Origin of the sequence: Thalassolituus sp. ST750PaO-4, assembly GCF_020320405.1 — a bacterium.
In the GTDB taxonomy this organism is placed as follows: Bacteria; Pseudomonadota; Gammaproteobacteria; order Pseudomonadales; family Oceanobacteraceae; genus Venatoribacter; species Venatoribacter alkanivorans.
Genome location: NZ_JABVCB010000013.1, coordinates 119843 through 143188 on the forward strand (window position 1 = coordinate 119843; position 23346 = coordinate 143188).

Below are 23346 nucleotides of genomic sequence, written 5' to 3' on the forward strand. Positions count from 1 at the left end.
GCAAAGGAGAAAGCATATGAACAACACCATTAAGCCTGAACAGATAAAACAAAACCTCGACCAGGGAATACCTATGACACTGGTTGAAGCTCTGCCCGAACGCTACTTTGCAGCGGGACATTTACCCGGTGCGCTGAATATTCCCCATGACGAAATCAGAGCACGCGCCGCTGAACAGCTGCCGGATAAAGAGGCGCTGATTGTTGTGTACTGCGCCAGCAGTAGCTGTCAGAACTCAAAAATGGCGGCACAGATTCTCGCGCAAATGGGTTACGTTAATGTGCAGGAATTTGTCGAAGGAAAGCAGGGTTGGGAGGAGGCTGGTTATCCGCTGGAACTGGCCAACACAGGAGCCGAAGTATGAATTTTATTGATGAACGCTTCGGTAGCTCTGGTGCCACTTTATTGCGGCTGGCATTGGGCAGTATGTGGATTTCTCACGCGTTACTGAAATGGTATGTGTTTACCATTCCGGGCTTTGCTGCCTGGCTGTCCAGCCAGGGCATGCCGGCATTTATGGCATGGCCGGTATTTCTGCTTGAGCTGTGCGGCGGATTGATGATTTTAACCGGCTTTTATGGCCGCTATGCATCAGCCGTGTTAGTGCCGGTCTTACTGATCGCAACCTGGACCCATGCCGGTAATGGCTGGGTACATACCAGTACCGGAGGAGGCTGGGAATATCCGTTGTTTCTGCTGGTTGCATCCGTTGTGCATATCCTGCTCGGTGATGGTCACTACGCTTTAAGCCCGCGTAATTTTTTGCTGAAGCGCTGAATCTCCGGGAAAAAAATAAGCCAGTGCAGAAGTCTCAAAGAGGCTTCTGCGCTTCCGTTTCAGAATCTGAATTATGGCCGTCGCGCTTCAAAGCTGATAATTGCATCGTCGTTACCGGCTGCTCTGCCATGCTGATAGCCGCCGGATACGATAACGTCGGTAAAACCGGCTGCCCGCAGAGCGAATGTCAGTTCATATATTCCCCACCAACGCAGGCAAAACAGATCAAGTTCGCTGTGGGTTAACAGCCCATCTTGCCAGTGCTCATAGCGCAGGTAGGTGAGCGTTGTTTGCTGCACATAATTAATGTCAGGATCTGAGCTGGAGAGTGTCAGCCGTTCGTTATCAGACACTTTCCAGCTGCGCAGAGCGCCCTTGCTCTGGATAATCTCTTTGCTGTTATCTGTATCCAGAATCAAACGTCCGCCGGGCAGAAGGTTATCATAACAGCGCTGCAGCAGTGCCAGTGCCGATGCCGTGTCGGTAATCAACTGGAAAGATCCGGCAGGCATAATAATGGCTTCATAGCGCCGTGGGCCGGTAAAATCCTGAAATTTCTGGCGTGTAAGTCTGGGGTTAAGGTTCCGCTGCAGACATTCCTGGCGGCAGTAATGCAGCATCTCTTCTGAAGCGTCAAAACCTTCTATATCCAGACCGGATTCCAGCAAAGGAATTAATATGCGGCCATTGCCGGTTGCGGGCTCCAGTATCGCCCCCGTGCAGCCTGCGAGACGCTCACGGTAATACTCCAGATCACCAAATGAATGACCGATGGGTTTGTCCAGGTGATAAACCCAGGCAGCCAGTTTTCCGTATGCATTTTCCATAATTTAACGACACGCTGTTAATATGAATGTCTAGTATCTATGCTTTTTTATTCGCTTCTAGCCCCTTTCCGACCCAGGTTAAGGCATGCTTTAACGGTCCCCTGATACCTTTGGATGGATTATCCGGCCGGTCTTGCTGTACTCGCGGGTTTTGCTCCAGAGCATTTAGGGTACGTTGCGCCTGTTCGAGAATTTCTTTATCCGGCATTGGCCCAACTTTATCGCGTATGCAGGCAATCAGCGTGAGGTGCAGAGCACTGGTCAGTGTCCAGATCGTATTTAAGCGATAACCGCCAAGATTTTTGTCGGCAGAAAGCTCCTGCAGAAACGATATGAGGTCGGGCAAAAGCGATACCGGACGCTTTTCCCGTAGTGCAACGGCTGTGAAATAAAGCTCTTCCGCCGATGATTGCAGGTTCAGGAGGCTTTTCAGCGATTCAAGTTCAGTCAGGTTTTTTGCCTGAGACCGTATCGATTGTCGTACCTTAGCCAGCTCGCTGATGGGGGTGTTAGGGTCAAAATCTTCAAGAAAATCTTCAAAGAACCGCCGTTCGTTTTCAACCTCTTCTTCCAGTTCCTGAATCTTCTCCTGGCCCTTCTGTACCTGATCTTTCAGCTCCTGCAATTCAAGCTCAAAATTGCCCAGCTTTATTTTGGTTATGCGCTTGCGGAAATCAGGTTGTATAAAAAGATAAATTAATACAGCCAGGAGTGTTATTTCCCAGAGTGAAGACTGTCGGAGTATTGCTTCAATGATATCCATATCTGGCTTCCTGTAAGTGAGATTCTTAAAGTGAACCCTGCCATAGAATATGTTCGTTGTCTTTATCCTGCGCTACCTGTTATTGCAATTCATCCAGCAAAAACTGCCATACCGCCTGGGCGGCTTTGGTTCGTTCACCGACACACACCAGATTAATCGGACTGTTTTCCGGGTGCTGCCAGTCGCTGAGTACCGGTACTAAATGGCCGCTTTCCCGCTCCGCTCTGATAAATTCCGGATCGAGCATAATAATGCCCAGCCCGGCGCTGGCCATATCCACCAGAGCGCGGCTGTTATTGGTTTTTATGGCGGGGCTGACTTCGATATTCTCCGTCTGCCCCGCGCGGTTGCGGAAAGGCCAGAAGTTCAGGGAGCCGAACACCAGACAATCGTGCCGGGCGAGATCGGCAGGAGTGTCCGGCTGACCGCGTTCGGCCAGATACTGTGGCGAGGCAAACCAGCCCCAGTGTTTTTCGCCAATCTTGCGCGCAATTAAAGAGGAATCGGGCAGCTGGCCAATACGGATGGCAATGTCCACGTTTTCTTCCAGCAAATCTACATTGCGGTCATCGAGATTTAATTCCAGTTCAATATCGGGAAATTGTCCGCGCAGTTTCTTCAGTACCGGCACCAGCCGGGCCTGACCCATCAGTACACTGGCACTGATTTTTACCCGGCCTTTCGGAGAGGTCTGCATATCATCCAGCAGGCCACTCAGATTGCTCAGTACCTTGTTCAGCTCACAGGTTCCCAGCAATAAATTACGGCCGACATCGGTTAACTGCAGCTGCCGGGTTGAGCGTTGTAATAACGGCTGGCCGACAAACTCCTCAAGCTGACGGATCTTCTTACTGACCGACGAGCGCGGCAGGTTCAGCTCGCTGGCCGCCGCCTGAAAGCTGCCACGTTCCGCAACCAGATGAAAAACATGCAGCAGTGGCAGATTGAGATAAGACATAAAACCTCTGATGAACAATGGCCGGAGAGGGCCTGCAGAAAGTACTTTGTTGCCAGATGAGAACCAGTAAGTGCGTATATTGATGCCTTATGGGCGACCTGACAAGTTGCTAATCTGCCGTACAGCAAACAACGAGGAGAACGGATATGAATGGCAAAACAATTCTGATTACGGGGGGCACCGCAGGCATCGGCCTGGAGCTGGCAGAGAAACTGGCAGCCGACGGCAATCATGTGATTATTACCGGGCGTGATCAGCACAAAGTAAATCAGGTAAGTGCTGCGATCGGCTGCAGCGGTTTTGTTGCTGACAGTGCTGACGGCGCGGCGCTGAAACAACTGGCCGCAGCCCTGCAAAAAGACAATATTCAACTGGATGGTTTAGTGCTGAATGCCGGTGTGTTTTATCCGCAGGCTATTGCAACCAGCAGCGAAGAAGACTTTGACCAGACCATCGCCATTAATACCAAAGGCCCTTTTATTACCCTGCAGCAGTTACAACCGCTGCTGAAGAATCCTTCCAGTGTGGTGTTTGTATCCAGCATTGTGGTGACCAAAGCCTTCCCGCAAGCGGCGGTATATGCTGCCAGCAAAGCGGCTTTTGAAGCCATTGCGCGGGTGGCTAATCTGGAATTTTCAGGCTTAGGTATCCGTATTAATTCCGTTCGCCCCGGTGTAACTGCAACAGCCATTCAGGGCAAGGCGGGGATGAATGCGGAGCAACAGGATGCTCTGCTTGAATCGATGAAGGATACAGTGCTGGGGCGGGTGATGACGGCGCAGGATCAGATTGGTGCAATCGAGTTTCTGCTCTCTGATCAGTCGCTGGCGATGCGCAGTGCGGTGCTGGAAGTTGATGGCGGTTATTTACTGTAAAAGGTTACGTCCGGCGAATCAGTGCACTATCCGGCGCAGGTTTATAGAGCGCCGGAGTATGGCTTTACCGCAGGAATAAAGTTTCGTCAGGCGTTACGCCGCGAAATTAAAAGTTCACAGGCAGCACTCTGGACTTCTTCTGCGGTTTCGCTGGCGGTTGGATGCCGGCGGATACTGTTCAGTTTAAAACGCAGTGCCTGAAATACCTCATCACTTACCAGATACAGAAAATGGGAGATGATCCAGTATTTCCACATCTCGTCGTCGCTGTTCAGAATATCTGATACCGGCTGTACCAGCTCGTTGCCCAGTAACGATAAGCGCTCAGCAACCGGCCCGGCGATAGGCCAGTTAAGGTCCTGCAGACATTCCAGCAGATCGGCAATATAAGGAAGCAGATCTTGGTCGGAGGCGGCCTGCAGATTGGCACAGGCTTCATCGTCAAATTTGTCTTTGGGTACAAGTCTGATCATTGTGTTATCAATACTCTGAGATCAGGCCCTGATAATGAGGCTCCGATTATTCCGAATAAAGTAAGGCTTAAGCCTGGAGCAGGTATTAATGGTACGACTCGGGCTCCAGTAAAACACTCCCCCAGGTCATTAACTCACCGCACTCCATCCAGATGGAACAGCCATAACCCGTTGTGGTTGTTTTTATATCTTCCTGATAAATCAGCTCCTGATTTTTAATCCACAGGGTTTGTGACTCTTTACCGTATGGAATAATCAGAGGTATGGGAATGATAAAGGACAGGTATAGGCCAACCCATTTATATTCACTGTGATAATAGGTGGTCTTTGTTGCACCCTCTGTCTTTGCCGGATCACCCGAGTAAGTTTTCTGGCTATGAACGATATCCAGACCTACACAGCCGGTTAATTGGCTGACGATAACAACAATTGAGGCTATATTCCGCAGGACTTTCATATTCTGCCATCATGTGGTTTCAACCAGACGCCGGTGGCCAACTCAATCGTCACACTGAGAAAAATGGGATTGATTGGTGCTGGCACTCAACGCGTGGTTTTTCGCCCGTTGAATCAGCTGCTTATCTGCCGGGAACTGTGCACCTGTTCCCGGCCAGTAATAGCCGTCGTTATTTATGCAAAGCGTTATCAGAACCTCTGCATCGTCCAGGCTGGCCGCCTCGTCAGCCTCTGCCGACATCGAATAATGAATGCGCTCCCTGTGCTCCCCGCGAATGGTGTCGACAACCTCGGCATAATAAATATGCTGGCTGCCATCCGTGCCCTCGATTACCTTTGCATCCGTGTGCCTGATAACAGCTGAGTAGGGCGTTTCTGCAACGGCACTGAGTAAATATGGGCTTATGGCTTCAATCTGTGCCTGGTTTAACGATCTGTCAGCGCTGGCATAGCCGCTGATCAATAACAGCACGAAACAGCTCAGATAATTTTTCATAGTCATCTGCTTACTATTATCAGGTAACTGGCCTCCGGTTGGCTGGCAGCCAGGCTCTTAATCAGAACGCATTCCAGTCGTGGAAGTGCATGTCGTATTCTTTGTCTTTAATATCCCAGCGCTCGGCGTTCAATTCCCAGTTAACGCTTTCGAGATAGCCGATAAATTTACCGATAAATTCTTCAAACGAATCGGCCTTCAGTTTCTTGGTATCTTCATCACGCCCGAATGAAATGATCTGATGCATCTTGCCTTTAACATCAGGGTCAAAATCGATACCGATATGATTACCACCATGGTCATGGGTAATCGGCAGCCATTTTCTGTTCAGGTAGAGGGGCTTGATAACCCCCTCCGGAGAAGACTCCATAGAATCGGCCAGATCTTCATTCAGGCCATCATTCTCCAGTGCGACCCAGGTATCCCACTGGCGCATAATTTCCTTTACCGACAACAAGCGGATACCAAAGAAGAAACCACGGCCATTCCCCGGCTCCTGGCCATTGTGCACAGACAGAAAGTTTCTGAACGCCTGCGGCAATTCAAGCCCGGTATGCTGTTCAAGCTGGGCGATCTCTTCGGCTGTTGCGCCGTTTTTTAACTCAAGCAGATTAAAACCGCCGCGCGAATTGAAGATGGCTGTCATCTTTTCCCATTGCTCTTGCATACAATATTCTCTGTCAGTGTCTTAGGGCCTGTCGACACTAATTAAACAGGCCTGTTATTGGCTAAAGATATCTCAAACAAGGCGCTGAGAGTGTGGCCTAACGGGTTAAGCGAACGAACAGCAACGCAGGATGAGGGATGTTTAGCCATAACCCTTCGGGCTGAGGCCAGTTTTTCTCATTAACTTCGTCGTTCGTCATTCATTTAGCCCGCTAATATCACTCCTCTCTCCTTGTTCTGAGAAAAACTAGCTCTCAGCAGGACCTATTCAATTAGTGTCGACAGGCCCTAATGGTGGGAACAGGGCGTTATCTGTTCCGGTGATATTTCTCTGTGCTTAATTCAGATTGTCGGCGATACGTTCGATAGTTGCCTGGTCCGCCTTCTCATTTCTGGTCGTCCAGTAATTAAGAACGGCTTCTTTTGTCAGATTGTTTTCATCGGCTAACGCCGAGCGGCATGCCCATGCCAGTAAGTGGTTTGGATCTTTCCAGCCATCATACAGATTGTGGGCATACTGGTCGCATAGGTAAACCATTGAGCCACTGTCCTGGGTCATGACAAACCAATCGCCTGAAGGGTCTGATCCCAGAGCGAAGAGTTCTGTATCGCTGTTGAAGTCATCCAGCTGTTGTCTGAAATCGAAAGCAATGGCTTCCTGGGTAAAGGGCCAAAGGGATGGAAACTGACCGTCCTTATTCAATTGGATGTAAGTTTCAAACCAGCGGTGCCATTGCTCAGGAATAACGTGTTTGAACCGAAGTAATGACTCGCTCTCTGGTATTGAGTATTTAAAATAGTTAATGTTTTTGAAATTATTGCATTCTTCGATAAATTGTTCAGGAAAGTAGTCATCCGCTACCGGAGCAGTAATGATGTTAAGCAAATAGTCTGTATTCATGTTACATCCAGATTGTAATTAATTATCGGTAAGCACGGTCAATTATTGGTTTTTAATTGTACAGCATGTGTCTGATGATTTTAGTCTTCAGGATCATAAAAGATTGTGCTAACCGATGCTGAGAAACTTTTTCATTCTGACAGAAATTTGCTCTGTACTGATGGCTGTATTTGATACTTCGATGTCTGTTGCATTGGAAACACAGATCGTGCCATCAAACGTTACTTCGCGGTAAATTTCCACCGGTCTGGAGCAGACACAATAAGCCAGAAACTCTTCATCGCCATCGTTAACAAAGCGATAAGTGATGGTATCAACGAAGTTGTGAAGCTCTATCGGTTCGTTGGTGTAGAAAGAATCAATATTAACAGTAACGCCGGTTCCGGTGGCATCTTTTACCAGTTGCTTCAGCGCACCGGCATAAGGCAGGTCTGCGGGTATTTCAACGTCTTCAATTTTTCCTATGCTTACAGTACTTTTCATTGCTGGTTCACTTTGAGTTGTATTAATTGACCGTCAGCATAAAAGGCTGGGCGTTCATTCTGCAATGCCCTGTTCGTACTGGTTTGGTCACTGTCGGCCTGGTTACTGCTGGATCAGGTGCTGCCGGACCGGTTGCATAGAGCCAGATCGCTGCTGGTCTGGCTGCTGCTTATTGGGTCGCTGTTGAATAGCATGTATAGCCCCGTCCATTCATGCTTTAATCCGGTTTTTATTAAGCCCTCAAAAGCCCCTATGCCCGATTGGATGATACTCAGCGATTGGCCCTGGCTGTACAGCTACGGCGGTTTATTTATTCTCGCCTTGCTCGCTGCCAGTCTGTTACCGCTTGGCTCTGAGTGGTTGCTGCTGGTGTTGCTCAGCCAGCAACTGGACCCGCTGGCATTGTGGCTGGTCGCCAGTACCGGTAATACCCTCGGCAGCGTGCTGAACTATGCCATTGGCTACTATGCAGCCGACCGGGTTATAGCCAGGCAACAATCGCAATCGAATATCAGCCGCTGGCAACAGGCCGAACGCTGGTTTGGTCGCTACGGTATCTGGAGCATGCTGTTGGCCTGGCTGCCAATAGTAGGTGATTTACTGACGCTGGTTGCAGGCGTATTGCGTGCTAACTTCCCATTATTTTTACTACTGATCGCCATCGGCAAGGCCGCCCGCTACGCCGTATTAGTAGCGGGGTTTGATTATATGGTGGGGTGAGAGGGGCTGGTTATGGCCGGACGATATTGCTACTAAAAGATCTTAATGCCAATAACCGATTTAATAGGAATCAGCCCGATATAGCGACTATCTTTTGCCGCGTTGCGGTTGTCGCCCAGCACAAAGAGATAACCGTTGGGAACTGTAATCTCTTGATATGGGGGCTTTTCCGCGTTGCCAGCCAGTGAGATTCTGTAGTTAATATCTCCGATAAATTCTCTGAAAACAGTACCTGACGAATCGGACTCATCGGGTTCCCGGTATAAATCTTTTCCGTTCAGAATCACGTCATTCTTATCTGTAACAACCCTGTCTCCCGGTAAGCCGATAACCCGCCAGATAAAGATATATTCTTTACCATTCTCGCTTTTCCGGAATGACACAATGTTACCCCGGCTTATATCTTCCGCTGAGAAAAGGAAACCAGACTTTACAAAGATCAGGCTGGATTGTTCTATTGTTGGATACATGCCCTTCTGAGGAACAAGCATCATCCGGATGGGTAAATTATCCCGCCAGCTTTCAGCTGCTAAAGTTATCGTCGCCAATAGAGATAAAAAGATCACGATGTATAATTTTATAAGTGCTTTTTTCATTGTCTTAATGCCATATAGAAACTAACTTGCCCATGATTCTGATGATGCTCTCGTATTCACTTAGTACATCTGATGAATAACACGCAATTTGTAGCCTATAGCGGATTCCAGTTCGATGAGCAGGTGATCGGAAATCTCACATCCGGGGTCGAAAACGCGCAGAACGAACCGACTGAAACCCATAGGCCACTTATAACAAAGATCGTTCAGCGTGCTGGACTTTCCGCAGCAGGGTGTTTGTATTGTACTGATCGTGAAGCCGTACTTATCTGAGTAGCTTTGATCCATAAGGGCCTGCCAATGCCCAATCTCCATTTCAGCGCTGCAGTGCGGACAATGGACAGACTCAAAGTTTTCGCCACAGTCCCTGAATACAATGTGTGTATCGGTTTCGGGCGTGATCTCAGATTTTTCCAGATTCCATGCTTTTTGAATCAGTGCAGCAGCGGCTGCCTGAGATTCTTCGTCTGGAATAAAGTCGGGTTCAGCAGGGATAAAGCAAATATAGTGATCTGACATTTGTGTGCCTGGAGCCAATTAACGCCCGGCTCACGTGCCGGTTCGTAGCCGCGGAGCGGCGGAGAACCGGTCGCCGTGCAGCCGATTGTTAGATTTAGGTGTGGTCGAATGGCAGCTTTTCACCGCTAAGCTTCGAAAGAGTTTTACCGAAAGAAGGATTGTATTTGCGAGCATATTCAAGAGAAACCACCGGAATTCTGAAGCTTTTTGTGTGCGACCGTCCAAAGGTGTCCAAAAGCCTTATCTTAACTTTCACCTGTTTATTTTTTGCTCTAGGGAAACACCCACCCCAACTGTCTGGTTGTTCAAAATATACCACTCCGTTAGCTGATTGCCCCACATTTAAATAGGTATCTGTTTTATTGAAACCTAAATTAGAGCGTTGAAACAGAAATGGATATACCTTGATTGAATCACCTATTTCAGCCTGGAAATCTTCCAAGGCAGCGGCTTGATACTTCAGCCAAAACCACCCAACTGAATGCTTTAACCATACCAGACTAAAAGGCTTAACATTCCAGTGATAGCCTACCGACACTCGCTCGATACTCGACGGCGAAGAACCCACATTTGATACACTTAGATACAGCGCTATACAGGTACGGTGAACGTCAAACTGCCCCTTCGACTTTCCCAAAGGAAAGGTGCACGTAAAGGTTGGTCCGTCAATAATTTTTAGAGTGAACTTAGGTTTCCGTCTAAGCGCCGAAAATATTCCACTAACCCAACCAAGAAATATCGTGGCCAAAAATATTGATAGCGTTAGCAGGCCTTGATTATTATTTAGCCAATCAGTGAGCTCTGGATATGTCATCATAAAAATCTAACAGATTATTAGTGTGCGTGCGCATTTATTCCGGGTGACTCTTTCGAGAAACTCCACTTAACTCATTGACCGAGCTGAGAAATCTCTCACAATTCAGAAATCCCTTCCAGAAAAACGTGCGTGCCTGTTAATTCAGGTTTTCTGTGCAGCTAACTTTCCCCCCGGCTTGTAAACCTGAGTGCAAGTTATTGACTCAATTGACGTTTACATTTCTACCCGCCGGCAAAACGAGCAAGCACGAATGTAAAGCGTGCCAAATTTCGTTAAAATCCGGAAATAGACTGTATGTATATCAGCGCTTCTTTACATTCAAAGTTTTGCCATTACCCACAAAAAACACTGATTGCTGATTCAGACACGCTGCCGCCCGTCCTTATAAGCGCAGGTCAGGAATCGCGTGGGTAAAGCTTTCGGATTTCGGGCGGGGAGGGTATCGGTGCTGAGTCAGATAAACCGACCTGACGGTCTGAGTTCTGGTGTTGTTATATCGTGCGGATACGGCTTCCCTGCTGGTCTGAAGATTACTGAAGTTCTGGGATGGGTTCAATAATTGATAAAAATGGTTACAAGTAGCAAAGGGCGACAGTTGTTCACTGTCGTGGTCTTATTGTTGCTGCAGAGTAGCCGCTGCGCGGTCTGGCTTTTGGGCTGCCGCCCGGCCCCATGACCTCTTTGAGGGGTCTTACCCCTCACGCCGGTCTGGCAAACTCCCCGCTTCGCGCTGTGCAGGTCTTAATCCGTTCTGAATCATCCAGCGGTCTCGGTAACGCGAATAATGGGCCATCCATGGCCCTATTCGCTCGCCCGGCATCCATGCCGGTACGTACCGGCGCAGAATGATTCAAACCGGCGTCCTGCAGGCGCATAAAAACCATGACGCGAAGCTGCTTTTCAGTTCTTGCTTGTGTTTGTTTTGAAAAGCCGCGTTGCGTCTGAATGAACGCGGCATTTGTGCGGCGCCAGTCAACCAAGTGATTCTGCGGCCTTCAGAGCAAAACCCTGCCCCGGAGCGATGCATCTGGATAAATGTTTTATATAGTCGATCCGGGGCGAATTGTTTTGCGTGCCGCATAATCGCTGCAGTTGGCTGAACAGCGCCGGACAGCCGCAAGAGAGGATCGGAAGGAGATGCCTCTCCTTGCATGGGGCGCAGGGGCTTGCCCCGCATTGGCTTCAATTAACTACAAAAGCCAGCCCGTGCAGCGGCTACAACTCAGAACACAATCACCGGCACACTACCACGCAGAGCGTGGGAGCGAGAGGTCAACGGGCCGGGCGGTAACCCAAAAAGCCAGCCCGCGCAGCGGCTACTCAGTCCACGCATTGGCTACTCATCCGCTGCGCCGGTTAACCATTTCATGCTTTAATCACCCCCTGTATTAACGAGGACACACCGGTGAGTAAAACCGCCCCCGACAAAGGCTTTGAGCTGTGCTGGCACGAGTATCAGGCGATCAGCCTGCGTGCCTCGGTGCTGCTGGCCTATCACCACTGGTCAGAGGCGCAGGTGGCGGCAGCGCAGGCGCTGGGGGCTGTGCGTGTTAATGGCGTGGCTGAGTACGGCGATATTGAATTACAGCCAGGCGATAACATCAGCCTGATGTTGCCCGATCATCAGGAAGAGGCGGTTGATACTGGCTGGAAAATACTCTGGCAAAATCAGGAATTAACGGCCGTGCATAAACCGGCAGCGCTGCCGGTATCGCGTACTACACGTAATTTATTTAATACCCTGATCAGCCTTTTCCGCCGGGCTACAGCGCATAAAGACGCGCATTTATTGCACCGGCTGGATGCCGAAACCTCGGGCATTATTCTGCTGGCTAACTATGCCCATGCCGATAAAAAGTGGAAGAAAAAACTGGAGCGATTAATTGAGCGCAAGGTTTACCACGCGCTGGTTTGGGGCACTCCTAAATGGGAAGAGAGGGACTGGCAGCATTATGAGTGTCAGACCTTTCTGGCAGAAAAAACCGACAGTGCTATCCGCTCGCAGATGCATGTGGTGGCAGAAGATGAAGCCGATACGGTCAAAAGCCCGAAGCTGGCAACTACCCGATTCCGAATATTAAAAACTTTTAATGGTTACAGCCTGATTGAATGTGAGCTGCTGAGCGGGCGTAAGCATCAGATCCGTGCCCAGCTGGCCTATCTGGGTTATCCGATTATCGGCGATAAAATCTACAGCCATAACGGCCGCTTTTATTTAAAACGTCTGCAGCAGGATTTAAGTGCAGACGATTATGCCCAGCTTGGGGCAGAGCATCATTTGCTACACGCCTTTGAATTACAGCTGAATACCGCGACGGGCGATCACCGCGATGAGGTGGTGATTTATGATAAAGACTATCCCAGGGCCTGGCTGCCTTATCTGCAAGGCGCTTCTCTTTAAAAGCTGCTCTTCTCGTTAAAAACGCTCTGGCCTTAAGCGGATCAGAGCTGATCAATATCTTTAATTATAAAATCGCGTGCTAAAAACGCCCCGGAATCAATATACAGACGGTTGCCGATACGCAGCTCGTGCTCGGTTACGTTATGGCCGTAAATAATCCAGTCGATTCCGGCAATATTGCCAGCCGTTTGCTGTTTAAACGGCTCGCGTGCCCAGATGGCACGCTCGGCCAGATGATTATCCAACTGGTCAAAATCCTGCCAGTCGGCGAGGGGGAAGTCGGCATGAATAACCGCCACGCTTTCGTCGTGGTGGTTCATCAGTTCAATCGCCAGCGGCAGTTGTTCTATACGGCGGAACCAGTCGTCCCACAGACTTTTATCGTGTTGCAGAATCCAGTCACCACCGTGCTGTAAAATCAGCTCGCGTGAGGTGGCATTATCTTCGCGGAAGGCTTCGTACAGCAGCTGCTCATGATTGCCGATAACCGCAAAAAACCAGGGTTCATCAAGCAGTGCCAGCGCTTCGGGTGATTGCGGCCCACGGTCGACCAGATCGCCGGTGCAGATCAGACGGTCGTGATTTTTATCAAACCCCATACGTTGCAGCTGGGCGTGAAGCGCAGGCACACAACCGTGCAGGTCGCCGACAACAAAGTCGCGGCCTTTGGCATTTTTACCTAAACGAAGCAGGCGTGGCTGAATCAGCATGACAGAAAGCGGAACCGGTAATAAAAGGAATAGCAGGAGCCGACAGGCCGTTGCTGCTGTCCGGGTCGTAAAGACCGGGTGCGCAGCATACAATGCCGGCTTCAGAATGCAAAAGACGATGACCCGGATTCCGCCATGATCATTCCTGTCATTCTTGCCGGTGGTACAGGCACGCGCCTGTGGCCGCTGTCTACCCGTGATTGCCCCAAACAGTTTCTGCCGCTGCTTGATCCTGAACGGTCGCTGCTGCAGCAAACCCTGCTGCGCGCGCAGGATCTGTTACAGCGGCTCGGCCAGCCAGTGGGTGAGCCCATTATTGTTTGCCATGAGGCGCAGCGTTTTCTCGCCGCCGAACAATGCCGGGCGCTGAACATCCGTGCGCAGATTGTGCTGGAAGATGAAGGGCGCAATACCGCACAGGCTTTGGCGCTGGCGGCGCAGCATCTGGCGCACCATTCACAGCACCTGGCGCATAATTCACAGCAGCCCAGGGAACATCGTGAACAGACGCTGATGCTGGCGATGCCCGCTGATCAGATGCTGAGCGATAACGCGGTACTGGCTCAGGCGATTGCGTCGTTGCAGGCACAGGTCAGTCAGGGCGCCGCCGGTATTTTTGGTATTGAGCCTGAATATGCCGCAACGGGGTTTGGCTATTTACGTAAAGATGCGAACGGGCAGGTTGTGGAATTCCGCGAAAAACCCGATGCGCACACCGCCGCACAATGGCTGGCGGCTAATACCCGGCAACAGGCTGGCTGGTTATGGAACAGCGGTATTTTTTTCTGGCAGGTTCAGGCTTTTTTACAGCGCCTGAGCGAATATCAGCCAGCGCTGTTTGCTGCTACGCAGGAAGCGATGGCACAGGCGCAGCAGGATCTCGATTTTATCCGTCCGGCCACCGGACCTTTGCAACAATGCCCGCATTTACCCGTGGATATTGCCCTGCTTGAACCGCTCAGTGCGATTGCGCAGGCGGTGGTTGCGGCACCACTGGTTAACAGCGGTTGGAATGATATTGGTAACTGGCAGGTTCTCAGCGAACTGGGCGAACTGGGCGAGGCCGATGCACAGGGAAATATTGTGCACAACAGCGCAGCCGCTCACGGACGTTTTGAGCACAGCCGCAATAATTATCTGCACAGCAGCAGCGGACGCGATATTGCGTTATTGGGTGTGCAGGATTTATTAGTAGTGGATACCGCCGATGCCCTGCTGATTGCGCATAAAGATCAGGCACAACAGGTGGGTTCACTGGCACCTGCCGTCAACGCGGGTAAAACAGAACCGCGACTGGTGTATCGCCCCTGGGGCAGTTATGAAGTACTGCATCCGGGCGACGGTTATAAAATCAAGCGTCTGCGGGTAAAAGCCGGTGGGCGTTTATCGCTGCAGCGTCACCGTTTCCGCGCCGAGCACTGGGTAGTGGTGCGCGGTGAAGCAACGGTTATCCGTGAGCGCGCCGGTGTGCGCACAAGCGAAGTTCTGCACGCTAACGAATCTACGTTTATTGCACTGGGCGATATTCACTCGCTGGAAAATAACGGCGATATTCTTCTGGAAATGATTGAAGTGCAGTCCGGAGATTATCTTGCTGAAGATGATATCGAACGGCTGCAGGACGCTTATGGCAGAAAATAAACGTGGCCGTGGATAAAAAACAGCAGCAGGCAGGTATCAGCAACAGATGGCGCTCATATGACACAGGTTTTACTGGTAGAAGATGACCCGCAATTAAGCCGCGATGTGGCTTTTTATTTAACCCAGGCCGGTTATCAGGTTGAAGCCATTGACCGTGGCGACTGGGCGATGAGCCATCCGGATGTGCATAACGGCCGTTTTGATCTGGCCGTGCTGGATCTTGGTCTGCCGGGCGCGCCGGGGTTACAGGTTTTGCAGCACTGGCGTGCCCACGGCATTTTATTGCCGGTATTAATTCTGACTGCGCGCAACAGCTGGCAGGAGCGGGTCGATGGTCTGAATGCCGGTGCCGATGATTATCTGGGTAAACCCTTCCGCAAAGAAGAACTGCTGGCGCGCCTGGAAGCCATGCGCCGCCGTCTGCAGCAGGATGGCCAGTTACGCTTAACCGTTTATGGTCTGACTCTGGATGAAGAGCGGCAAAAAGTTATGCTGAACGAGCAGCGGCAGGAGCAGGAGCTGACCGCTACCGAATTCAGTATGCTGCGCCTGTTAATGCAAAAAGCCGGAAAACCGGTTTCCAAACAGCAGTTGCTTGACAGTCACTATGGCTGGCAGGAAGAAAAAGATGACAATCTGGTGGAGGTTTATATCCGCCGTCTGCGGCGCAAAATCGGCGAGCAGCGTATCCGCACCCTGCGTGGTCAGGGTTATGTATTACAGCAGGGGGATAACTGATGTGGTCTCTGTCGGCGCGTCTGTTGCGCTATATGGTCAGCGGTCAGATGCTGGTGCTGTTGTTTATGTTGCTGGCCGCCGGTATTGCACTGAATATTGCCGCACAGGATTACTTTAAAAGCCGCCTCGAACATGACCGTGATTTATTGCTGAATGAGCTGAGCTGGACCGGCCCGGTACCCGAAATCGAGCATGAGCATTTAACTCCGGTCTTTAATCAGCCCTTTTCCGGTCATTATTTTCAGATCAACAGTGACGATGATTTACTGCTGTCGGTTTCGCTGCAGGGCATCAGGTTGCATGACGAACATATTCACGATGTGAAAGAAGGCGAGCCACAATGGCACTGGCAGCCGTTTGAAAATAACCAGTATTTATATGTTCTGAGCCAGACCCTGAAGCAGGGTGAGCGCCACCTGCATGTGCAGGTGGGCGAGGATTTTCAGCCAATTATTAATGCTTTTCTGCATGCATTTTTCTGGCTTGCCGGTTTATTCTCATTGCTGCTGACAGGGTTGTTCCTGTGGCAGCGGCGCTTGCTGATGCGTACGCTGCAGCCTTTCAGCCAGATCAGTAATCAGCTTAAACAGCTGGCGCAGCAGGATATTGATCAGCTGCCACCACCGGATATGCAGGAGCTGACCGGACTGGTAAATGAAATTAATGCGCTGGGTGAGCGCACCCGTGAACGGCTTAACCGTGCCCGTCTGGCATCGGGCAATTTATCCCATTCATTAAAAACCCCGCTGGCAATTCTGGCTAACCGCCTGAGCAATATGCAGGAACAGAACGGCGATACGGAACAGCAGGACCTGACTGAGGCGCGGGAGCTGGTCGAACGCATGGGGCAACAGATTGATAACGAAATGAAGCGCGCGCGTATCGCCGGGCTGATGAGCCGGGCACCGAAAATTGAGCTGAATGAAATGTTTGATCAGTTGCTGCTGACCCTGAAAAAGCTCTATCCGCATATTCAGTTACAGTGTCATATAGCGGCAGCAATCCGTTATCCCGGTGACCGTGAAGATATTATCGAACTCTTCGGTAATTTACTGGATAACGCCTGCAAATGGGCGCAGACCGCTGTCGATGTGGATATTGGTTTGGCTGATCATCAGCTGCGGGTCTGTATCTGTGATGACGGGCCGGGAATTGCAGAAGAAAAAATTCCCGGACTGATTAATCCGGGCGAAAGGCTGGACGAATCGGTTAAAGGCTATGGTCTTGGTCTGGCCATTGTCAGCGATATCGTGGCGCAGTATCAGGGCAGGCTGCAGTTAAAAAACCGGCCGTTAAATAACGGCCGCGGAGGTTTGCAGGTAACTGTTACTCTGCCGTACTGACATACGGGTTTAATGCGCCGCAGGCCAGCAGTGGCTGCAACCAGTAATGAATATCGTACTGTGGAAAAGCAGCGGCCAGCTGTTGCAGCAGAGTATCTGCCCGTTGCGGCGGCAGATGCAGGCTGATTACTGTGCGTTTCTGTTTTCCCTGAATCTGCTCACTCAGGCTTAACTGCTCGTTGCGGTTACTGTGACCAAAAGCCTGCCAGGAGGTAAAACCGGGCAGGTTCTGTTCCAGTAACCAGTCAGCAATCGCTTCTGCCTGCTGTGGCCGGGTAGAAAGGGTCAGCAATACATCAGTCATCTTATTTCTGCTCCAGAATAAAGCGGCGGTATAACACCGGCAGCACATAGAGGGTCAGCAGGGTTGAGGTAAATAAACCGCCGATCACCACAATGGCCAGCGGCTTCTGAATTTCACTGCCGGGGCCGGTGGCGAATAATAATGGCAGCAGACCAACGGCACCTGTGGTTGCGGTCATTAGTACCGGGCGCAGGCGGCGCACCGCGCCATCCCGTACTACCTGTAATCCCTGTTGCCCAAGGTTCAGTAAATGGCGGAACTGATCAACCAGCACCACGCCATTCATCACGGCTACGCCCAGCAGGGCAATAAAGCCAACCGATGCCGGAACCGATAAATATTCACCGCTTAACCACAGGGCAATAATGCCGCCGATTAATGCGAAAGGAATATTGGCGAGAATCAGCAGCGCTTCATCCAGCCGGCCAAAGGTGGTGAATAACACCAGTAATACCAGAGCAATGGCGACCGGCACCATCAATCCAAGGCGGGCATTGGCCCGTTGCTGGTTTTCAAATTCGCCACCCCAGGACAACACATAACCTGCCGGCAGCCTGATGTTTTCCGCAACCCGCTGCTGTGCGCTGGCAACAAAATCACTCAGGGCCACGCCGCTGACATTAACGTTAACCAGTGCAAATCGCTGACCCTGTTCTCGCTTAATTAATACCGGCCCCTGAACTTCACGTGCGCTGACCAGTGCCGATAAGGGAACGGCCTGACCATCGGCGCTGGCCATCGTCAGCTCATTCAGTAACTGCTCAACCTGCAGCCGGGTTGGCTGACGCAGGAGTAACGGAACCTGGCGGTCGCTGAAGACCACGTCGCCGCTGTTAATACCTTCCAGATAGCTGCGCAGGGTTTGCTGTACGTCTTCAACGTTAAAGCCAAAATGAGCAATACGCGGGTAATTATTTTCCAGCTGCAGATAGTGCATGCCATCGGCCTGTGAAACCATAACCTCGCTGACGCCGGTCAGAGTTTTCATTTCATTACCGATCTGGTCGGCCAGACGCTGCAGTTCGGCCAGATCGCTGCCAAACACTTTAATGGCAACGTCACCACGGGAACCGGAAATCATTTCTGATACGCGCATATCAATGGGCTGGGTAAAGCCGTAATCAACACCGGGAAACTGTTCCATCACGGTGCGGATCTGGTCTTTAATGGCGTCTTTATTTTCTGCCTGCCACTGATCGCGTGGTTTCAGTTGCAGGAACATATCGGTTTCATTCAACCCCATCGGGTCCATACCCAGATCGTCGGAACCACTGCGGGCAATAATCCGCTCGATATCGCTGACTGCTGCCAGCATGGCACTCTGAACTTTCAGGTCGATGGCGGCGGACGCCTGTAAGTTAATGGTGGGTGTTTTTTCCAGCTGTACAATTAAATCGCCTTCATCCATTTCCGGCATAAAGGCTTTGCCGGTCTGCAGGTAAGCCAGTATGGCCAGTACAATGGCAACCGCCAGTCCCAGCATAATAGGTTTGGGATTCTTTAAGGCAGCCGACAGGCTGGATTCATAACGGCTTTGCAGATGCACGATCCAGCCTGGGGTGCTTACCTTGTTTTCGTTGATGGCAAGGGTGCATAACACCGGGATCAGTGTCAGCGATACCAGCAGACTGCTGGCCATGGCAAACATAATGGTCATCGCTACCGGCGCGAATAATTTGCCTTCCAGCCCCTGCAGGGTCACCAATGGCGAAAATACCAGAAGAATAATCAGGGTGCCGGAAATAATAGGCACCATCACCTCTTTAATAGCGCGGAAAATAACATGCATGCGCGGCAACGAGCGCGAGCCCTGCTGTAATTGCGTGACCGTATTTTCAACCACGACAACAGCACCGTCGACCAGCATACCAATGGCAATTGCCAGTCCGCCCAGACTCATCAGGTTAGCGCTCATACCGAAGTAATCCATGATAATAAAGGTCATCAGGGCAGACATCGGCAGGTTAACCGCCACCACCATGGCGACCCGCACGTTACCAATAAATAAACCGAGCAGAATAATTACCAAAGCAACGGCAATCCATAAGGCTTCTGATACGGTATTAACGGCACGTTCAATTAAGTTGCTGCGGTCGTAAAACACATTAATGCTGAGTTCTGCTGGCAGGCTGGGGCGCAGTGTATCGAGGGCTTCACGTACACCGCTGATTACTTTCTGGGCGTCAGCGTTTTTCAGTGCGACGACTAAGGCCTGAACTGTTTCACCCTTTCCGTCTTCGGTAACCGCGCCATAACGGGTCATGGATGACAGCGAAACGGTGGCAACATCGGCAAGACGAATGGCGCTGCCGTTATGCCAGCGGATAATGCGGTTTTCCAGATCCTGCAGGCTCTGAATGCGGCCACCACTGGAAACGATAATGGATTCTTCACCGCTGTCGATGCGTCCGGCGCCGTCGTTACGGTTATTGCTTTTCAGAAAATTGTGCAGATCCTGTAATGTCATTCCGGCGCGCGCCAGTGCCAGTGTATCCGGTGCCACCTGATAGGCTTCGACCCGGCCGCCGAGGGCATTAATATCGGCCACACCGGGCACCGTGCGCAGCAACGGTCTGATCTGCCAATCGAGGATACGGCGTTTTTCGGCAAGCGATAACGGCCCGTCCAGGGTAAACATAAATAATTCGCCCAGTGGTGTACTCATGGCGGCAATGCCACCGCTGATACCCTGAGGTAAATCCGGCCATATTGCCGCCAAACGCTCGGCAACCTGCTGTCTGGCCCAGTAAATATCGGTGCCACCGGTAAAGTCGACGGTAATATCGGTGATGCCGTATTTTACCACCGAGCGCAGAATACTCTGGTTGGGAATACCCAGCAGTTCGACTTCGATTTTCCGTGTGACGCGGGTTTCAAGCTCTTCAGGTGCCAGCCCCGGTGCTTTAATAATAATTTTTACCTGAGTCGGAGAAATCTCCGGGTAGGCATCAATACGCAGATTCTGAAAGGTATTCAGTCCGGCCAGAAAAACCGCAACGCTGATAACAATAATCAGAATGCGCTGTTTTAATACGCCCTGTAATAATGCGGATAACATTTATTCGCTCTCCATACTTTGCCAGAGAGCTTTTAGCGCCGCCGTACCACTGATGGCAATTGCACGGTTTTCCAGTGCCATGTCCTGCAGTAATAAACCACGGTTACCGGCAATGAACTGCTGCAGTTCGGTTACCTGCAGTCCATCAGGTGTGCGGATAAATACCCAGGATTTATCGTTATGGCGTACCCGGGCGGCAGCTTCTGTTGGCCAGCCGGAGGCCTTTGATGGAATATCAACAACCAGAGTGCTGCCCGGTATCAGATTATCTGCCTTTAGCCATACTTCAGTCTGCGCTGCTGCATTCTGTACGCTGCCGATACTCTGAATCGTCGCCTGTTGCTGTGTGGCAGAAATATTAAGGTGCTGACCAACCCTCAGGTTATACAACAGATGCTGAGGCACCCAAAGACGTAAGCGCAGCGCACTTTCAGGCCAGAACTCTGCCAGAGAATCACCGGCCATAAAATGCTCGCCGGGCTGATGTTTAATGGTAATCAGCCAGCCACTTTCCGGCGCCTGCAGAGCATAATCAGCATCGCTGGCGTTTTGCCATTGCGCAGGAAGATGCTTCAGAATCTGTGCGTTAAGTTTTTTCTGATCATTCAGCTGCTGGCATTGCAGTTGTTGTTCCTGTAAATCCAGACGAGAGGTCAGGCCACTTTTATTACGCTCCCGCATATCACTGAGACGCTGATTACACAGGCTGGCCTGTTGCTGTAAACGCTGGTTGCTCTGAAAAAAATCCAGTACATCGTGGCTGTGCAGTAATGCCAGAGGTTCTTTTTCAGTAATAAAATTACCCGTTGTGGCTTGCCATTCTTCCAGCCGTCCTTCGAAGGGCAGGCTGATATTTTCCGCCTGACCGGGAGCAACAGTACTGATTGCCGGCAGGGATGCCAGCACCACCTGATCCTGTTTTCCCAGTGTCTGAAAGCGTACTCCCAGATTGTCCAGCTGCTCGTTGCTTATGGTCAGCTGCGTGGTAACGGGCTTATTTTCAGCAAGGCTGGTCTGAGTGCTGGCCAGTAACAGACTGACGGCCAGTAACGGATTAATGTACAGACAGCAGAATTTCATAACAGGGGCTCCTGTAACTGAGCAGATAAATTAACAACGGTTGTGCTGAACTGGTTCATAGCGAATATCCCTGTAACAGATTCCACTGGCTGATATTGCGCAGATATTCAATCCGCGCTTCATCGGCCTGTTGTTGCAGGCGCCAGATGCTGGCCTGAATCTGCAACCACTGAAAACCCGACAGGCTGCCGCGTTGGTAAGCCTGATACTGGCTCTGATATTGCGCGCTGGCCTGCTGGCTCATGTCTTTTAATTCGTTCATACGTTGTTGTTGCTGCGGCAGGGTTGTCGCCAGAACATTGCGCTCGTTCTCAAGCTGTTGGCGTGTACGCAGCCATTCGCTGTGGCGATTACCCAGTTCGCGTACTGCGTTGCGGCGTTCGCTGTAATTGCTGCCGCCAAAATCAAAGCTTATTCCGACTTGCAGAGCATCGCTGGCGGGCTGAGCATTCACCGCCTGCTGATGTTTTACGCCCAGACTTAAACGCGGATTGAGCGTATTTTTCTGCTGGCTGCGTAATTGCGCATCGGATAGTTGTTTTTGTATCTGCAATAACTGCAGTAACGGATGGTTATCCAGCGGTTGTTCCGGCAGGAGAGTGAAAGACCAGTCGCCGGGTAATTCCGTCAGCGCTGTCCACTGTTGCCACTGCTGCTGCAGAGTCTGTTGCTGGCGCTGGTTCAGCAGCTGCTGATTTTTAAGCTGCTGATATTGCTCCTGCAGGGTAAGGCGATCGGCAGCCGGACGTTCGCCCTGACGGATTAATAAATCCAGCCACTGCAATTGTTGCTGCATTGCTGCCAGGCGGTCCTGAATTCGTTGCTGACTCAGGTTGAGGCTCTGCCAGTCCCACCACCAGGTCTGTAATTTCCCCGCCAGTTGCCAGCGCAGCAATTGTTGATAAGCCAGGCTTTCATTGCCTGCTGCTTGCTGATAATCGCGCTGACTCTGCATTAAGCCCGGACGAGCGAGGGGAAGCTCCAGCCGGGTTTGCCATTCTTCGGCACTGCCGCTGGCATCATTGCCCTGCTGATAATCGACGGCAATGGACGGGGCTGCAGCCAGCCAGCCGGGCAGGCGCCGGTTGTTAATATCGTTTTCTGCCGACAGATACTGTTGTTCCGGCAGCTGTTGCCAGGCTGCTTCGAGGCTTTGCTGAAAGTTACCGCCAGCCTGAACCCCGATTGCTAATGGCAATAAAAGCAGGGCAGCGAGAAAGCGCTGCGGCTGAATATTCTTCTGCTCCATAAAGTGTTCTCCGCTGAATACCGGAGGCAACATAGCGGCACAAGCTGAAACGAAACTGAAAAAGGCCGCTTTTCATGTAAAGCAGCGTCAGAGATGTTAATGATTCTGTTTAATTATCTGCGCGGGATAAGAATCATTCTGATAAAAATATCCGGGCAGGTTTTGAGTGGCGGGTTCAGAGTGGTAGGTGCGGAAGCAGAATATAAAGTAATTTCTCGTTCCTACGCTCTGCGTGGGAATGCAACTGTGCCAGCAAGGGCTACCACGCAGAGCGTGGGAGCCAGGTGAACGCTGCTTCCGTTGAAATACGGCTGCGCGGATTACTAAAACCGGCGATCGTGCGGCGCCAGACAACCAGATGATTCTGCGGCCTTCAGAGCAAAACCCTGCCCCGGAACGATGCAAATGTTTGGTGTTTTAAAGCGTCGTTCCGGGGCGAATTGTTTTGCGTGCCGCATAATCATTGCAGTTGGCTGGATGAAGCCGGACGCGCCG

25 protein-coding genes are annotated in these 23346 nt (G+C 51.0%); 8 read left to right on the forward strand and 17 right to left on the reverse strand.

Features of this window, described 5'->3' with window-relative positions:
- Positions 1–16 precede the first annotated feature (16 nt).
- A complete protein-coding gene (locus HUF18_RS16025; protein ID WP_225692890.1) occupies positions 17–364 on the forward strand; it encodes a rhodanese-like domain-containing protein in 348 nt (115 codons plus the stop codon).
- Positions 361–777 carry a DoxX family protein gene (locus tag HUF18_RS16030; RefSeq protein ID WP_225692891.1) on the forward strand — a complete coding sequence of 139 codons (417 nt, stop codon included), beginning with the start codon at positions 361–363 and terminating at the stop codon, positions 775–777. The genes HUF18_RS16025 and HUF18_RS16030 overlap by 4 nt, the downstream gene beginning before the upstream one ends.
- A 71-nt stretch (positions 778–848) precedes the next feature.
- Here HUF18_RS16030 and HUF18_RS16035 read toward each other — a convergent pair whose 3' ends face one another.
- The 3 genes from HUF18_RS16035 to HUF18_RS16045 form a co-directional block, all read right to left on the reverse strand.
- Complete coding sequence (locus HUF18_RS16035) at positions 849–1604, reverse strand: class I SAM-dependent methyltransferase (protein WP_225692892.1); 756 nt, start codon at positions 1602–1604, stop codon at positions 849–851.
- A 37-nt stretch (positions 1605–1641) separates the two neighbouring features.
- Positions 1642–2367, reverse strand: a complete 726-nt coding sequence (locus HUF18_RS16040) for a hypothetical protein (protein WP_225692893.1) — start codon at positions 2365–2367, stop codon at positions 1642–1644.
- A gap of 79 nt (positions 2368–2446) precedes the next feature.
- Entirely contained in the window at positions 2447–3325 is an 879-nt protein-coding gene (locus HUF18_RS16045) for a LysR family transcriptional regulator (RefSeq protein WP_225692894.1), read from the reverse strand.
- A gap of 146 nt (positions 3326–3471) precedes the next feature.
- Between HUF18_RS16045 and HUF18_RS16050 the strand changes: the two genes are divergently transcribed.
- Positions 3472–4200, forward strand: coding sequence for an SDR family oxidoreductase (locus HUF18_RS16050; protein ID WP_225692895.1), 729 nt, complete (start codon positions 3472–3474; stop codon positions 4198–4200).
- A gap of 86 nt (positions 4201–4286) precedes the next feature.
- Here the strand turns inward: HUF18_RS16050 and HUF18_RS16055 are convergent, their stop codons facing one another.
- From HUF18_RS16055 to HUF18_RS16080, 6 genes are all read right to left on the reverse strand, one after another.
- A complete protein-coding gene (locus tag HUF18_RS16055; RefSeq protein ID WP_225692896.1) occupies positions 4287–4673 on the reverse strand; it encodes a DUF5071 domain-containing protein in 387 nt (128 codons plus the stop codon).
- 85 nt (positions 4674–4758) lie between these two features.
- Positions 4759–5130, reverse strand: coding sequence for a hypothetical protein (locus HUF18_RS16060; protein WP_225692897.1), 372 nt, complete (start codon positions 5128–5130; stop codon positions 4759–4761).
- A gap of 42 nt (positions 5131–5172) precedes the next feature.
- The gene (locus HUF18_RS16065; protein ID WP_225692898.1) at positions 5173–5625 is read right to left on the reverse strand and encodes a hypothetical protein; all 453 of its coding nucleotides are present in this window, start codon (positions 5623–5625) and stop codon (positions 5173–5175) included.
- A gap of 61 nt (positions 5626–5686) precedes the next feature.
- Positions 5687–6292 carry an SMI1/KNR4 family protein gene (locus HUF18_RS16070; RefSeq protein WP_225692899.1) on the reverse strand — a complete coding sequence of 202 codons (606 nt, stop codon included), beginning with the start codon at positions 6290–6292 and terminating at the stop codon, positions 5687–5689.
- A 336-nt stretch (positions 6293–6628) separates the two neighbouring features.
- The gene (locus HUF18_RS16075; protein WP_225692900.1) at positions 6629–7192 is read right to left on the reverse strand and encodes a hypothetical protein; all 564 of its coding nucleotides are present in this window, start codon (positions 7190–7192) and stop codon (positions 6629–6631) included.
- A gap of 108 nt (positions 7193–7300) precedes the next feature.
- On the reverse strand, positions 7301–7675 hold the full coding sequence (locus tag HUF18_RS16080; RefSeq protein WP_225692901.1) for a hypothetical protein: 375 nt from the start codon (positions 7673–7675) through the stop codon (positions 7301–7303).
- Between the two features lie 252 nt (positions 7676–7927).
- Between HUF18_RS16080 and HUF18_RS16085 the strand changes: the two genes are divergently transcribed.
- Positions 7928–8395 (forward strand): YqaA family protein, encoded by a 468-nt coding sequence (locus HUF18_RS16085; RefSeq protein ID WP_225692902.1) that lies wholly within the window; start codon positions 7928–7930, stop codon positions 8393–8395.
- Between the two features lie 32 nt (positions 8396–8427).
- Here HUF18_RS16085 and lepB read toward each other — a convergent pair whose 3' ends face one another.
- The 3 genes from lepB to HUF18_RS16100 all read right to left on the reverse strand — a co-directional run bounded on the left by lepB (position 8428) and on the right by HUF18_RS16100 (position 10327).
- Positions 8428–8991 (reverse strand): signal peptidase I, encoded by a 564-nt coding sequence (lepB, locus tag HUF18_RS16090; RefSeq protein WP_225692903.1) that lies wholly within the window; start codon positions 8989–8991, stop codon positions 8428–8430.
- A 60-nt stretch (positions 8992–9051) separates the two neighbouring features.
- Entirely contained in the window at positions 9052–9510 is a 459-nt protein-coding gene (locus HUF18_RS16095; protein ID WP_225692904.1) for a hypothetical protein, read from the reverse strand.
- A gap of 94 nt (positions 9511–9604) precedes the next feature.
- A complete protein-coding gene (locus HUF18_RS16100; RefSeq protein WP_225692905.1) occupies positions 9605–10327 on the reverse strand; it encodes a hypothetical protein in 723 nt (240 codons plus the stop codon).
- Between the two features lie 1405 nt (positions 10328–11732).
- Here HUF18_RS16100 and HUF18_RS16105 point away from each other — a divergent pair.
- Complete coding sequence (locus HUF18_RS16105) at positions 11733–12728, forward strand: RluA family pseudouridine synthase (RefSeq protein ID WP_225692906.1); 996 nt, start codon at positions 11733–11735, stop codon at positions 12726–12728.
- Positions 12729–12769: 41 nt separating this feature from the next.
- Here HUF18_RS16105 and HUF18_RS16110 read toward each other — a convergent pair whose 3' ends face one another.
- Positions 12770–13438, reverse strand: coding sequence for a metallophosphoesterase (locus HUF18_RS16110; RefSeq protein ID WP_225692907.1), 669 nt, complete (start codon positions 13436–13438; stop codon positions 12770–12772).
- Between the two features lie 135 nt (positions 13439–13573).
- On the opposite strand from HUF18_RS16110, the gene HUF18_RS16115 reads away from it, so the two are divergent.
- The 3 genes from HUF18_RS16115 to HUF18_RS16125 are packed head-to-tail and all read left to right on the forward strand — an operon-like array spanning position 13574 to position 17160.
- Positions 13574–15079, forward strand: a complete 1506-nt coding sequence (locus HUF18_RS16115) for a mannose-1-phosphate guanylyltransferase/mannose-6-phosphate isomerase (protein ID WP_225692908.1) — start codon at positions 13574–13576, stop codon at positions 15077–15079.
- Between the two features lie 57 nt (positions 15080–15136).
- Positions 15137–15817, forward strand: coding sequence for a response regulator transcription factor (locus HUF18_RS16120; RefSeq protein ID WP_225692909.1), 681 nt, complete (start codon positions 15137–15139; stop codon positions 15815–15817).
- Positions 15817–17160 carry a sensor histidine kinase gene (locus tag HUF18_RS16125; protein ID WP_225692910.1) on the forward strand — a complete coding sequence of 448 codons (1344 nt, stop codon included), beginning with the start codon at positions 15817–15819 and terminating at the stop codon, positions 17158–17160. Before HUF18_RS16120 ends, HUF18_RS16125 begins: the two co-directional genes overlap by 1 nt.
- On the opposite strand, the gene HUF18_RS16130 is transcribed toward HUF18_RS16125, so the two are convergent.
- The 4 genes from HUF18_RS16130 to HUF18_RS16145 are packed head-to-tail and all read right to left on the reverse strand — an operon-like array spanning position 17144 to position 22851.
- Entirely contained in the window at positions 17144–17464 is a 321-nt protein-coding gene (locus HUF18_RS16130; RefSeq protein WP_225692911.1) for a DUF3240 family protein, read from the reverse strand. The two genes, HUF18_RS16125 and HUF18_RS16130, sit on opposite strands and share 17 nt — an antisense overlap.
- Position 17465: 1 nt before the next feature.
- Entirely contained in the window at positions 17466–20522 is a 3057-nt protein-coding gene (locus tag HUF18_RS16135; protein WP_225692912.1) for an efflux RND transporter permease subunit, read from the reverse strand.
- The gene (locus tag HUF18_RS16140; protein WP_225692913.1) at positions 20523–21602 is read right to left on the reverse strand and encodes an HlyD family efflux transporter periplasmic adaptor subunit; all 1080 of its coding nucleotides are present in this window, start codon (positions 21600–21602) and stop codon (positions 20523–20525) included. It abuts the gene before it with no gap.
- A gap of 55 nt (positions 21603–21657) precedes the next feature.
- Positions 21658–22851 carry a hypothetical protein gene (locus tag HUF18_RS16145; protein ID WP_225692914.1) on the reverse strand — a complete coding sequence of 398 codons (1194 nt, stop codon included), beginning with the start codon at positions 22849–22851 and terminating at the stop codon, positions 21658–21660.
- Between the last annotated feature and the right edge of the window lie 495 nt (positions 22852–23346).